The organism is uncultured Eubacterium sp. (genome assembly GCF_934525195.1).
GTDB lineage: Bacteria > Bacillota > Clostridia > Oscillospirales > Acutalibacteraceae > Eubacterium_R.
In genome coordinates this window covers 164448-178635 of the sequence record NZ_CAKSZA010000003.1, presented here as the reverse complement: position 1 = coordinate 178635, position 14188 = coordinate 164448, and the positions used below count along the sequence as shown (strand labels likewise).

11 protein-coding genes and 1 pseudogene are annotated in these 14188 nt (G+C 42.8%); all 12 read right to left on the bottom strand.

The window, feature by feature from the left end; all coding sequences use genetic code 11:
- Window positions 1–27 precede the first annotated feature (27 nt).
- Window positions 28–531 (bottom strand): shikimate kinase, encoded by a 504-nt coding sequence (locus Q0E03_RS04425; protein ID WP_297129782.1) that lies wholly within the window; start codon window positions 529–531, stop codon window positions 28–30.
- A complete protein-coding gene (gene nth / locus Q0E03_RS04420) occupies window positions 531–1163 on the bottom strand; it encodes an endonuclease III (RefSeq protein WP_297129781.1) in 633 nt (210 codons plus the stop codon). Before nth ends, Q0E03_RS04425 begins: the two co-directional genes overlap by 1 nt.
- Complete coding sequence (locus Q0E03_RS04415) at window positions 1160–2428, bottom strand: replication-associated recombination protein A (protein WP_297129780.1); 1269 nt, start codon at window positions 2426–2428, stop codon at window positions 1160–1162. Before Q0E03_RS04415 ends, nth begins: the two co-directional genes overlap by 4 nt.
- Window positions 2421–3035, bottom strand: coding sequence for an epoxyqueuosine reductase QueH (locus tag Q0E03_RS04410; RefSeq protein WP_297129779.1), 615 nt, complete (start codon window positions 3033–3035; stop codon window positions 2421–2423). Before Q0E03_RS04410 ends, Q0E03_RS04415 begins: the two co-directional genes overlap by 8 nt.
- A 1-nt stretch (window position 3036) precedes the next feature.
- Window positions 3037–4518, bottom strand: coding sequence for a murein hydrolase activator EnvC (locus tag Q0E03_RS04405; protein ID WP_297129778.1), 1482 nt, complete (start codon window positions 4516–4518; stop codon window positions 3037–3039).
- A 33-nt stretch (window positions 4519–4551) separates the two neighbouring features.
- A complete protein-coding gene (locus Q0E03_RS04400) occupies window positions 4552–6033 on the bottom strand; it encodes a murein hydrolase activator EnvC (RefSeq protein WP_297129777.1) in 1482 nt (493 codons plus the stop codon).
- Between the two features lie 344 nt (window positions 6034–6377).
- The gene (locus tag Q0E03_RS04395; protein WP_297129776.1) at window positions 6378–7592 is read right to left on the bottom strand and encodes a murein hydrolase activator EnvC; all 1215 of its coding nucleotides are present in this window, start codon (window positions 7590–7592) and stop codon (window positions 6378–6380) included.
- 25 nt (window positions 7593–7617) lie between these two features.
- The gene (ftsX, locus tag Q0E03_RS04390) at window positions 7618–8538 is read right to left on the bottom strand and encodes a permease-like cell division protein FtsX (RefSeq protein ID WP_297129775.1); all 921 of its coding nucleotides are present in this window, start codon (window positions 8536–8538) and stop codon (window positions 7618–7620) included.
- A 221-nt stretch (window positions 8539–8759) separates the two neighbouring features.
- A pseudogene (gene ftsE / locus Q0E03_RS04385) lies at window positions 8760–9416 on the bottom strand (cell division ATP-binding protein FtsE); the annotation flags it as partial.
- A gap of 218 nt (window positions 9417–9634) precedes the next feature.
- Complete coding sequence (locus Q0E03_RS04380; RefSeq protein ID WP_297129774.1) at window positions 9635–10618, bottom strand: hypothetical protein; 984 nt, start codon at window positions 10616–10618, stop codon at window positions 9635–9637.
- A 13-nt stretch (window positions 10619–10631) separates the two neighbouring features.
- Window positions 10632–12164, bottom strand: a complete 1533-nt coding sequence (locus tag Q0E03_RS04375; RefSeq protein WP_297129773.1) for an MFS transporter — start codon at window positions 12162–12164, stop codon at window positions 10632–10634.
- 180 nt (window positions 12165–12344) lie between these two features.
- A complete protein-coding gene (locus tag Q0E03_RS04370) occupies window positions 12345–14132 on the bottom strand; it encodes a hypothetical protein (protein WP_297129772.1) in 1788 nt (595 codons plus the stop codon).
- Window positions 14133–14188: the final 56 nt, after the last annotated feature.

The window sequence follows — 14188 nt, the reverse complement described above, 5'->3', positions numbered from 1 at the left end:
TTTTAAGTGTATGAAATCAAGACTTTTTTATTTCTCGGCAACTTTTACAATTTCAGTTACGGTTTCCTCAACTGTTTTGTTGTCGCAATCAATAACCACATCTGCCCATTTTTGATACATAGGCAGTCTTTCGTTGTACATATCTTTGAGCGAATCGCCTTTTTTGACAACCACTCCACGGGTTGTGATGTTTTTTATTCTATCAACCATAGTGTCGTAGCTCAAATTCAGGAAAATGATTTTTCCGCTTTTCTTTAGGTGTTCCATAGATTTGTCGCTGTAGACAACGCTTCCGCCCGTTGCAACAACGGTTGCGTTTATGTCGAGCGACAAAATTGTTCGCTCCTCGGCATCCAAAAAATATTCAATGCCGTTGTCGTCAATTATATCCTGAAGTTTCTTTTCTTCAAGACCCTGAAACAACAGGTCCGTATCAAAAAAATTCTTCAGCAAAGCCTTGGCAGCAAGCACACCGCAAGTACTTTTTCCACTGCCCGGCATTCCAATCAATATTATGTTTTCCCTGTTCATTACTTTAGTCCAACCTTTTTGCAGTTATATTCCATAGGACAGATTTCGCATTTCGGTTTTCTTGCCGAGCATATATCTCTGCCGAAAAGCACAATTCTGTGACAGAAATCCGAACCTTCTTCGCTCGGAATTATTTTTTTGAGAGCAAACTCTATTTTTTTCGGATCTTTTTCATTCACAAGTCCGATTCGGTTTGCAATTCTAATCATATGAGTGTCAACAACGATTGACTCCTTGCCGTAAACATCGCCGACAATGAGGTTTGCCGTTTTTCTGCCAACTCCGTTGAGGGTGATGAGATCATCAATATTGTCGGGCACGACTCCTCCGAATCGGTCACGCACGCCGTGAGCCATATCAATTATGGAAGTCGCCTTGCTTTTATAAAAACCGCAGGAACGGATAATTTCTTCAATGTCCTTGACATCGGCGTTGCAGTAGTCGTCAAGCGTTTTGTATTTTTCAAAAAGCGCAGGGGTGACGAGATTTACTCTTGCATCGGTGCACTGCGCCGACAATCTGACCGCCACCAAAAGCTCAAACGGATTTGAGGAATTGAGTGAGCAAATCGCTTCGGGATATTCTTTTTTCAGAACCTCTATTGCGTTTAACGCTCTTTCCTTTTTCGTCATTTTTCGCCTTTTATTCTGCTCCAATAATCCTTATGAGCCTGTTCGTTTTTGTTTGTTCCGTATTCGTAATATTTTGCATCTTTGAGTTTGTCCGGCAGATATTGTTGCTCAGTCCAATGATTTGGAAAATCGTGAGGGTAGACATAGTGCTGTCCCTTGATTTCTGCGTCCTCGCCGTCATAATGCTTGTTTTGAAGCTGTCGTGGAATAGGGCCGAATTTGCCTTTTTTCACATCCGACATTGCCGAGTTTATCGCTTCGTAGGCGCTGTTTGATTTTGGCGACTCGGCAACAAGAACAACCGCATCGGCAAGCGGAACTCTCGCCTCCGGCAAGCCGACCATCATTGCCGCATCAACCGCCGCCTTGACTATCGGAATAATCTGCGGATACGCAAGCCCGACATCCTCGCAGGCACACACCATAAGTCGCCTGCAAGCCGACGGCAAATCCCCCGCTTCAAGCAATCTTGCAAGATAGTGCAAAGCGGCATTTGTGTCCGAGCCACGCATACTTTTTTGAAATGCCGACACAATGTCATAGTGCTCCTCGCCGTCCTTGTCGTAGCGCATTGCCGATTTCTGCGTAAGTTCTTCCGCAGTTTCGATTGTGATTGATTTTTCGCCGTCAACCGTCGGAGTGGCAAAATAGCAATTTTCAACGCTGTTGAGCGCTTTGCGAACATCACCGCCACAGCCGAGCGCAATCTTTTTTACAACCTCATCGGGATAGGTGATTTTGATGTCGTTTTCTTTTTCCAAAAATTTAAAACCTCGCTCCACGGCTGGCATAACATCATCGCAGTCAAGTGCTTTGAATTCAAAAACCGTTGAGCGGGAAAGTATTGCCGAATACACATAAAAATACGGGTTTTCGGTGGTGGAGGCAATAAGTGTGATTTTGCCGTTTTCTATGTATTCAAGGAGGGATTGTTGTTGACGTTTGTTGAAATACTGAATTTCGTCAAGATAAAGCAAAATTCCGTTCGGAGCGGAAAAAGTGCCTATTTCTGCCACAATATCCTTGATATCCTGTGTTGAAGCCGATGTGCCGTTGAGCTTTCTCAACGCACGCTTTGTTTTGTTTGCAATGATAGAAGCGACCGTTGTTTTGCCGACACCCGAAGGCCCGTAGAATATCAGGTTTGGAATGTCGCCGTTTTCAATCATATTATATAGTGCTTTGTCGGGGGAGAGCAGGTGCTTTTGCCCCACAACATCGCAGAGTTCGGTTGGTCTTATTCTGTCTGCCAACGGTTTATTCATCTTTGTTCTCCTTTGAAAAAACACAGCCACAGAAATTCTGTCTGTAAAGCTGATATTCTCGGCTGAGTTCGATAGAACGCTTGTAGCCCTCTTTTTTCTTGAAGTCCGACGGCAACCATTTTATGCCATATTTTTCTGCAACTTCATAGCCGATTTCGTTGATTTTTTGGCTGTTTTTCAGCGGACTGATTGAAAGCGTTGTGCAGAAGTAATCAAATCCCTGCTCCCTTGCAAGCTTCGCCGTGCTTTCAAGTCGCATACGGTAGCATCTGAAACAGCGTTCTCCGCCCTCGGGAACATCCTCGTAGCCTTTTGCTATTTCCAAAAAATCGTTGTAGTCATATTCGCCACGCACCAACTTTATCGGGTGCTTTGACGGCAGAGCATCTATCAACCTTTTTTGCTCTGCGTATCTTTTGTCAAACTCCGCCTTCGGTGAGATATTCGGATTGAAATAGTACACCGTGATGTCAAAATAATTGCTCAAATATTCCAGCGTGTAGCTTGAACACGGAGCACAGCACGAATGCAAAAACAGTTTTGGAACATCTCCGTTTAGGCTGTCTGTGATTTTGTCTAATTCCTTTTGACAATTTATCTTGTTCATTTTATTTGCTCAAATACGGTGCAGAGTTCACCTTGTTTCCGTCAATTATGAGTTCAAAATGGCAGTGAGGTCCTGTTGAATTACCTGTTGAACCGCCCTTTGCGATTTGCTGACCCTTGGCAACGGTCTGTCCCGTGCTTACAAGAAGCTGTGAGTTGTGGGCATAGAGGGTTACTATTTTTCTGCCCAAATTATCTGTGCCGTGATAAATCATAACATATTTGCCGTATGAATAATTAAGTTCTCTCGTTTTGATTACGATACCCTTTTGTGCGGCAACAACCTTTGTCCCGACAGGATAAGGAAAATCTGTACCCGTGTGAGCCTTGCCCGAACTGTATCTGCCGAATGCACAGGAAACGGAATAATGCCCCGGTGCAGGGTAGGTCATGTTGAGCACACCTGCCGAATTGTAGTAAAGCGGAGAAGAATTGCTTTCGCTTGCGGTGTTGTGCTTTTTGTTGTTCTTGTCGCTCTTTACGGCGGTGGTTGCTTCCTCAGGGGTTTTGAGTCCGTTCAAAACGCTGTTGATTTCCTCATCAACCTGCTTCAAAAGTTCCTCATCCTCATATTTATATTCGGAATACATCTGAGTTTTTTGTGCATATTCCGCAAGAAGTGCGTCACTTTCGGCTCTGTCCTGAGCAAGAATAATTTTCTTTTGTGCGATTTCAGACTGCTTGCTTTCAATTCCGTCACGCTCGTTTTCGATGATGGCGCTTTTTTCGTCAAGCACAGCCTTGCTGTTTTCAAGCATTGCTTTTTGTTCTGCGATTTTCTTGCTCTTTTCGCTGATTTGCTTTGTCTTTTTCTTTGCTTCTTTGAGCAGCTTTGCATCTGATTTTGACACAGCTTTAATCATTTCGTATCGTGACAAAAATTGACCGATGTCCTTGCTTGTGAGCAGAGCAACAAGTATGCTGTCCGAACCCGATATGTACATTGCCCTCATTCGCAGGCAATATGCGTTGTAGGTTTTTTGGAACGATTTATTGAGCGCGTTAATTTCTTCAGTAGTTTCGTCATACTGTTTTTGAACCAACTTTATCGCTTTTTTCAACTGCTTTGTTTCCTGCTTCAAGCCCCTGATTTTTTCACGGGCGGTGGAAATCTGGCTGTCGAGCACACTCAAATCTTGGTTCATATATCCGATTTTTTCATCAAGCGAATTGATGTATTCCTCGGTTGCCATTTGACCTTTTTGATATTTTGCGAGTTTTTCCTCGCTTTCTTTCAGCTTTGCTTCAAGGTCAACCTTTTGTTGGTTGAGTGCCTCCTCTGGCGACATTGTCACAGCTTCACCGCTTTGGTTGGTGACTGCCTTGCCGTTTGCGTCGGTCATTGCCACACCCGTGGTGGTTTGCTTTTCGGTTGAATTTTGGCTTGCTGTGGTGCTTTCGTTTGCATACACGCTGACACTTGCGGTTGACAGCATTGTCAAAGAAAGTATGATTGCTACGGATTTTTTTATAATTGGTTTCAAAGTGAAGACCCCTTGTTTTGATTGCTTTTAGATTTATGGCAAATAAATTGCCGGATTTACGGCGCTGCCGTATGAGCCGTCGCCGACTCTGACCTCAAAGTGAAGATGAGGTCCTGTTGAATTTCCTGTTGAACCGCTGAGTGCGATTTGCTGACCTTTGCTTACATGCTGACCCGCCGATACGGTGCGAACGCTGTTGTGCGCATAAAGTGAGTAAACGGTTTGTCCGTTTCGGTTAGGGTGGTCGTGCATAATAACAATGTATCTGCCGTAGCTGCAATATCCGTTGCCGTGGTAACTTTTTTTGCAGGTGTTGCGATTGCAGGTGATGTCCTTAGAAATGATGACCGTACCGCTGTCTGCAGCAACGATTTTGTGACCCGTTGTTCCGCTTGTTGAAAAGTCGCAACCGTTGTGACCCGTGTAGCCGTGGAACGGGCAGGTAATTCTTGTGTGATCAGGGCAAGGATAGGTCATATTGATGAAGTCGGAGGGAATTTCTTCCTCGGTTGTTTCCTCCTCGGTCGTTGTTTCCGTCACATGCTTTGTGGTTGTTTCGTTTTTCTTTGTTGTTGTCGGTTTGGTCGTAGTCGGCTTTGTTGTGGTCGGCTTCTTTTTCTTTTTGGTCGTTGTTTGCTTGTTTTGGTACTTCTTGATTGCCTCTTGGATTTCGTTGTCGATTCGGTCAATTTCCTCCTGAGTTATGTCGTGAAGTTCCGAATATTCCTTTGTTTGGTCGTTGATTTTTTGAAGTGTTGTGTTTGCCTCAATCTGTTGTTTTTCCATAGCCGATTTTTTCTTCTTCATTTCGGCTTCTTTTTCGTTGAGCGAAACCTGTTGAACTTTCAAACTTTCGGTGTCCGATTTGAGCACCTTTTGAGTTTTGTTCAGTTCCTCTCGCTTTTCGCCGAGCGCCTTGCGTGAAGTCTGAATTTGCTCAATTTTTGTGTTCATTTCTTTCAGAAGTTTGCTGTCCTTTTTTGCAACGGCTGACACCATTTCAAGTCTTGTCAAAAAATTTTGAATTCCGTCGGAAGAAAGCAAAAATGTAAGCACGCTTTCGGTTTCGCCGCTAACATAAATCGCCCTGACTCTTTGGCAGTATTTTTGCCAAACATCATCGTATTCCGCTTCAAGTGTTGCCGACTGAGCCTCCATATCCTTTAGGCTCACTTCAATTTCCTTGAGCGTTTGGGTGTTTGTACTTATGCTTTGCTGAGTTTTATGCACTCTGTTTTCGGTTTCGTTCACTTCACTCAAGGTGATTGAATACTGCTCCTTGAGTGTATCAAGCTTGGTGTCAATTACATCAAGATATTCCTGTGCATCGGTTTTTTCTTTTCCGAGTTCTTTAAGCTTTTTGTTTGTTTCTTCAAGCTGCTTTTCGAGTTCTTCCTTGCGTTGTTCCTGCGATTTTGCGGGACTTGCGCCAACGGGTGTGCAGATTGCCGCACTTGTGCATATCAAGCACGCGCTCATCAAAACAGAAACTAATTTTTTAACATATCTATTCATTCCGCACCTCCGTAAAATTCTACATAATAATTTTACCACAATTAGTATTATAAGTAAAAGGAATTTTATTTATTTTTTATATTTTTTACATTATATTAAAAAATAAAGAATTATGCTTATTTTATGAATAAAAACTTCTATTGATGACATAACAATATGCCTCCCCTTGAAGCAAAGTGATTCCCCCGTTAATCGGGGGAAATGTCTGCAACGCAGACAAAAGGGGGCGTCTACGCAGTAAAGGTGACGAGTATAACGAGTCGGTGGGGTTTTAGTTTAACCCCTCAGTCGCACATAAAGTGCGACAGCTCCCCTTAATAAGGGGAGCCGTAATAAGGTTTAATTTATAGATAGTTGAATGGATTTACTCTTGTACCATTCACACGCACCTCAAAGTGGCAGTGCGGACCCGTTGAGTTTCCTGTTGAACCACTGCGAGCAATAACCTGACCCTTTGTGACATGTGAGCCGACACCTACAAGAAGTGTGGTGTTGTGAGCATAAAGAGTTGAAAGTCCGTTGCCGTGGTCGATTACGAGATAGTGACCATAGCTGTAGTTGAGGTTTTTGGCAATGATTACCGTGCCGGATGCAGCAGCATGAACCGCTGAACCTGACGGAACAGGGAAGTCAACACCGCCGTGGTAACGACCGCTTGAATAGTTTGGATAGCCTGCGGAAATTCTGCGTGAACTTGTTGGATAACCAAGAGTTCCACTGTATGCACCGCTTCCGTGCGAACCGCTTGTTGAGCCTGTGTTTGCAGCCTGAGCCTTGCGGATTTCTTCTGCAATTTGTGCCTCAATTCGAGCCATTTCATCTTCGTTGTCCGAAATGCTTTCTTTGTATTCGGCAGTTTGGCTGTTGAGTTTGCGCATCATTGCGTTTGCTTCGCTGACCTCTTTGTCAAGTTCTTTCTTTGAAGCGTTGACTGTTGCAATGTTGCTGTCGAGCTTGTTCTTTTGTGACTGGAGTTTTTCCTTGTCTTTTTTGAGTTCTGCTCTTTTTTGTTCCAGGTCTGCCTTGTCTTTTTCAATTTCATTCATCTTGTCCATAAGGTCGTTGAGAGTTTTGCTGTCCTTTTGCGAAACAGACTTAATCATCTCCGAACGAGTGAGGATTGAGCTGATGTCGGAACTTGTGAGAAGCACCTCAAGGTTGCTTGCGTGACCGGAAACATACATTGCACGGAGTCTTTGGCAATATTCGTCAAAGGTCTTGTCAAATTCAGCCTGCTTTGCGTCAATGTCGGCTTGTATTTTGTCGATTTGCGCACCTGTGTCCGAAATGTTTTTCTTAACCTTGTCGATGTTGCTTTGGAGTGCATTCGACTCTGCTTTAAGGGTGCTGATTTTGTCCTTGAGTGCTTGAATTTTTACATCAAGAGCAGATATGTACTCCTCTGTGTTTTTCTTTTGACCGGCAAGTTTGTTGATTTTTGATTGAGCTGCGTCAATCTGACTTTGAATTTTTTTCTGCTTGTCACGAAGGGCAGAAGTGCTTGCGGCGTAGGTGGATGATGTTCCGCCCACAACGCTGAAAGCAAATGCCAATGACAATATCAAAGAAATTATTTTTTTACCGTTAAACCGCACTTATCTCACTGCCTTCCTTTGTAAGATATTTTCTCATAGTAATGAGTGAACCGCCGACACCGCTGACAATGCCGATAGCAACAAATACGCCGAGCATAATCCAAGCGTAATCCATAAAGTTAAGCGGATCTAAGCCTATGGAGTTGAACACATCTCCAAATCTGCTGATGGCAAGCTCGTATATTCCCCAAACAGCGAACAACGACAAAACTCCTGCCACAACGCCGAGAATAACGCCCTCAACAACAAACGGAAGCTGAACAAAGCTGTTTGTTGCGCCAACCGATTTCATAATGCTGATTTCGAGTCGGCGAGAGTATACGGTGAGTTTGATTGTGTTTGAAATAATAAACAGAGAAATTGCAAAGAGAACGGAAATTATAACGATTGAAATAATGCTGATTCCGTTTGAAATCTTTGCCAGCTTCTTTGCAAGGTCGGTGTTTTGTCTTACGGTGTCGATATGGTCAAGCTTTTTGATTTGCTTAACCGTGGAGGTGAATTGCTCCAAATCTTTAACCGTAACTTTGTATGCGTCAGGCAACGGAATTTCATCTGTTTGCTCTGTGAAAAATTCTGCCTGAGCTTCGTCCATTGTTGCAATTTGCTCTGCCCAAGCGTCCTCTTTTGCAACAAATTCGATTTTTTGCACATTGTTGAGGTTTTGAAGTTCAATGCCCAATTCGTCGATGTCGGCATCTGTTGCTTCATCATCAATGTACACCATAATAACATTTTCGTTTTCGATTTTTTGAACAAGAGAATTGATGTTCAAAAATATCATTGAAGCCGAACCGATGAGAACCAAACAGCTGAGCAATACGCATATTGATGCAACAGACATCATACGGTTTGTCCAAGTGTTGCGAAAGCCCTCTTTTACAAGGTATCTGAAACTTGCTCCGGACATTATTGCTCACCTCCCTGTGCCAATTCGTTGAGGTCAACAGTGCCCTCGGTTTTGTCGTCTGCCAATGAAGCAATGCCGTCTGTGTTGAGTGCATCACTTTCTTCCAAGTCCTCAAAAACTTCTGTCAGGTTTTCGTTTTTGACATCCTGCTCAAAGTAGAACATATCGTTTTCTTTCTTTGTTTCTTTGGTCTTGAATTTTGCAAAAGTCGGGTCAGGGGTATCTGATACAACCTTACCCTTTTGAATAACAATAACACGGCGCTGGAATGTACGCACAAGGTCGTGCTCGTGTGTAACCATAACAACAGTTGTGCCGTTGTTGTTAATTTTTGTAAGAAGTTCAACAATCTCGTGGCTCATCTCAGGGTCTACATTTCCTGTAGGCTCGTCCGCAATGATGAGGTCGGGATTGTTAACAAGTGCTCTCGCAAGCGAAACTCTCTGTTGCTCACCGCCCGACAATTCGTTTGGCATTGAGCGTGCCTTTTGGCTGAGTCCGACAAGCTGAAGAATGTATGGCACTCTTTTTCTGATTTCTTTTTCTTTTGTTCCGATAACACGCATTGCAAATGCAACATTATCGTAAACGGTCATTTTCGGAATAATTCTGAAGTCCTGGAAAACTATTCCCATTGTTCTTCTGTAGTACGGAACCTGACGCTTTTTCATTTTTGTTGAAGCATATCCGTTTACAATAACTTCACCCGAAGTCGGCTTTTCCTCGTGCATAATAAGTTTCAAGAAAGTACTTTTACCTGCACCCGATGAGCCGACAATGAATACAAATTCGCCGTCCTCGATTTTGATGTTTACATTTTCGAGAGCGTGTGTATCGTTGCTGCCGTAGACTTTTGTTACATCTCTAAATTCTATCACAGCGCTCACTCCTATCTTTTTGTGAATAATTATATCAAGTAATAAAAATCGTAAAATTCGGTTTTACCCAATAAGTATATATATAATATAACATAATCACACAAATATCAAGTATTTTATGTTGCCATTTTGTAAATTTTGTAACACATTTGTAAATATTTCCAATTGGCTAATAAAAACCTCCCCTTGTTTTGCAAAGGGAAGGTCGTTGATTTTATTTATGCAATAGTGATGTAAAGCGGAGTGGTGTCGGTGTTTGAATTGTCAACATACCAGCTGTTGCCGATTCTTACAACATAAACCTTTGTGTTTGCAACGACATCACCGTTTTGATTTGTAACCTCAACGGTGCACTCGTCAACAGCTTCAATGCTGTCTGCAACATCGAGATTTTCAAACGCAGACTTCATTGCTTCGGATTTTTTGTCATCAAGCGTGTCGGCAACCGTTTCGCTCTTTTGGATGATAGGAGCAACTCTGTCCTTGTAGCCTTTGGCATAAGCCTTAACTTCGTCGGCAGGTAATTCCTTTGTGTCGGTTACGGTTGTTGTGAGCTTGTATTTTTTACCGTAAAGTTCTTGATAAACACCTGTCGAAGCCTTTTGGATAACGGTTTTTTCATCAGCCGCAAGCTTCTTTTCCGTGCCTGTCAATTTGTTTGCATAGGTCTGAACATTGGATTCAAACACGCTGAACATAAAGTCTGTGTCCATATAATCGTCTTGAAGAACAGCCACTCTGACCTCTTTGAGTTTTGCAAAATAGAGGCTGTAAAACTCGTCGTAATTTTGGAGTCCGACTGTTTTCATAAGCTCGTCATAGTAGTCGTACATTGTGTTGTAAACTGTGTCGAGGAGCTTTGCTTCTTTCTTGCTTCCTGTGCCGATTTCTTTGTTCTGCTCAATCTTTTTTTCGCCCTTTTTCTTGCCCTTATTGTCGTTTACATAAGGAGCCATATAAGCGTTGATTACAAAATTGCCGAACTTTTGATTTTTGGAAACCAAGGAAACCTTGAGTGCATTGTAGCCGTCGCCTGTTTGAACGATTGTGTCGGCATAAGATTGTGCAACTTTTTCAGGAGAAAAAGCATTGTATCTGGTGGTGAATGCAAAAACAGTCATTCCAACAAGAATTGCGGCACAAAGTATGCCTGCAACTAAGCCGTAAAGTCCTGCTTTAAAGCCTTTTTTTGATTCTGTCATAGCATATCCCTCCTTATTCCGCAATTTCTGCCGAAACGGTTTCGGCTTCTTCTGCTTTTTCTGCTTCTTCCTTTGCTCTCTTTTCAAGGAGGGCAGCGGTAATTCTCTCTTTCTTTTCGCCTACCATATCATAGAAAAGAATAGGGACAAATTGAAGAATTACAAAGATAGCAGGGATTACCGTATAAATTGCAAGGAACTTTGTGAGAACCTCGTCCGACTGTGCGGCATAAGCAACATTTTGGCTTGTTGAGAAGTGGTAGCCCGACCAAGTATAAACAAGGAAAGGAGCAAGATATTTTGTGCCTGCCGATGCGATTTTTGAGAAAAGACCGTAGCCGGCATAAGCAAGACCCTCTTGTCGCTTGCCTGTTTTGTATTCCATTTCGTCAATACAGTCGGCAATCATAATGTTTGGTGTTGTGTTTGTGTTGCCGTGCTGAATTCCGCAGAAGAAATTGAGAATGAGGAACGGAACAATGAGGTTGCTGTTGAAGCCTACACCCTTTGATACAAGGTACAAAATTGCCATTGCAGATGCACCGTAAACGCAGAAAAGGATGAATGTTTGCTTTGTTGAAAACTTTTTGAGCACAAGGTTAACAAGCAAAGTGCCGACCGCTGTGCCGATACCCATAGGGAGCATAAGTGCAAGCTTGAGTCCCTTTGAGCCGAGGAGATAAACGGCTATGTAAAGCGAAACTGTGCCGTAAACGCCACGACCGAAGCCGAACAATTTTGTGAGCGAAACCATAAGCAGGTTTTTGTTTGTGAAAACAAGCTTGATGGATTCTTTGAGCGAAACTTTTTCGCTTGTGTACGGCACACGCTCTTTGTTGTTTGCAAAGAAAATCATAACAAAGATTACCATACCGAGAGCACAAACAGCCGTTGAAATGATGAGGTCAAGACCTTGACCTTCGGCGTTTTTGTATTGCTGTTGACCCATAAGCGCTTTCATAATAAGCGGAACAACAATGATTACAACCTGGCCGCCCGATTGACCTACCGAACGGAGGAACGAAGCGATGGAAATCGCTGTTGAACGCTCGCTCGGATTTGGCGAACAGAGTGCGCCGAAGCAGTTTGACGGTGATTCAACCGCACAGGAAATCGCAGTGTAAAGTGCGTAAATCACAAACATCCAAATTGTTGCAAGGGTGAATGATGATGTGTTTGGTGCAACAAACACAAGCATTGAGATGATGGCAAGCGGAATTGCACCGAAGCCGACCCAAGGCTTAACCTTGCCGAGCGGTGTTCGTGTTCTGTCAACCAAAACACCGATGATGAGTTCGCACAACGCACCGACAATGCCGGCAACACCGAAAACAATCGGGATAACGTGTGCAAGTTGGGCGGAATCAAATCCCTTGCCCTTGAATGCAAAGTCAGCAAAGAATGTCATCGTGTAGTCAGGCATCCATCCGGTCAGCAAAGCGACACCGAACAGTCCGATACCAAAGGTGGCAATCTCTGATGGCTTCATGTACTTTTTTGCTCCTGTTGTCGGCTTTTCCGCAACAGCGCTTTTGTTTTTAGCCATAGAAAAACTCCTTTATTAAAAAATTAAACAAAAATATTATAACACTCAAAAAAATCCTTTACAATAACTTTATATTTACTTTATAAAAAATTTACTATCCGACAAAATATTCAAATACAGATGATTTTAAAAAAATAAAACTCCCCTTAATTTAAGGAGAGTTTTGTTTGAACGGATATATCAATCTTTTTGTTGAAGCGATTTGATGTTGTTTTGCGTTTTTTCAAGCTGAAGCTTGATGTTGTTGAGTCGTTCCTTGTCGCCTTTCAAGAAGCATACATTCCACTTGCTGTTGTCAAATTCATTCTCGCCGTCAAAGAACGGAACGGTGTATCCGCCGTTTTTAGTGAACGAATTTTTATATTCTCGCTCGTTGTCAATGTAATACTTCGTGTAGCCGTATTCGGTTTCGTAGTTTGCTTTGAACTGCTGTTCAAAACTTTGACCGTTGAAACGCATCATCTTAGATGTTGCCGTTACGGTTCTGCCGTAATCATCCGATTTGAACTTGTTTGAACAATAAAAATATCTGTTGCCGTCTTTTTTGAGGATGTAATATGCGCAGTCCTCGTCATCATACAAATTGCTTATTCCGTCATCCTGATAAACCTGAATGGCATTGTGACCGTTCCACGAATAGATGTCGCAATAATATTTTTCCTTTTCAACGGACACATAGTTGCCCTCGTAGTCCTCATCACGTTCGCTGACAGAACGCTTATAAATGAGCATCAATTCCTCTTGCCCGTCACCGTCAAAGTCAATAAGATTAACCCCTGCAAGACCGCTGATGTACGGCATTTTTGCGCTTGATTCAAGCTTTGCTTCGCCGTATTTTGCGGTGTAGTCCTTAACTATTGAATAGTATGCGGATTTTGCCGTGTCGGCAGAATTTTGAATGTGCTTTTTCGTGGTCTTTTCTGCATAAGAATCTGTTGCGTCAAGCGTTCTGTCAACGGTGGTTGACGCTGCATTTTCACGCAAAACCGCAAATTTTATGCGTTCAAAATTGTCGGTCACATTGCGTGATTTGATTGCAAACGAATACTTTTCCGTATTGTACACAGCGGTTGTTTTCTTCTTAAACTCACCGCCGGATAGTTTTAAAAGGGTGACTTTTGATAAATCCGAAGCGCTGTGCTCGGAAAGATAAAAAGTTTTGCCGTTTGAATAAACGCTTACCCATACATCATCATTTCTGTTCGATGACTGAGGAACTTTTTTGTGATAGAGCTGTTCAAAATTGTTGCCCTTGTAGCCCCAAACATCTTCGTAATATTCGTCGTTGTCGTTGTAGCAAATGAGAAGTTCGGACTTGCCGTTGTCGTCAAAATCAATTTCTCTGACAATGCAAACGCCTGTGAGCATATAACCCTTAACTTCGTATTCGCTCATATATTTATAGTTTGCAATGCCGTATTTTTCGGTGTACTGAGTGTAGACCTTGTTGGCGTCCTTTTCAAACTCGTGGTGTCTGGAATTAACAGCGTTTGCCGAATTCATAACCGCAGTTACAATGATTACAACAATCAAAATGATTGCCGTCAAAAATACGATAATTGCCCTGAGCCACGGTGACATTGTGCGTCTTTGCAGGATTTCTTCTTCAGTCTCGGCGTACATCAATTCCGCTTCGTTCCGTGCTTCATCGGGAGCTTCGCCGTCGGCTTCAAGCTCTTCTTCGTACTGCTCTTTGAGTTCTTCAACCCTTGCTTCTTCGGCTGTGTCGTCAATGTCTTTTTTGATGCTCTTGTAGGTGTTTGTTACCAAAAGCACCAAACCCAAAAACAGTGATTTGAAAAAGTCGATGATTTTGTGGATGACCGAATGCTTTTTCGCCTTGTGCTCAATCAGGATCGGCACTTGCTCTTGCGATTCCGTGAACCCGTCAACAAGTTCTTGAATTTCCTCTTGGAGTTTTTCCTCCTCGGGGTCGTCGTCAAAGTAGTTGTATTTCTGCCTGCGCATAATATCACCTCCTCTTATAAAGCATATAAATCTATTTTACATACTAACATAAAAGA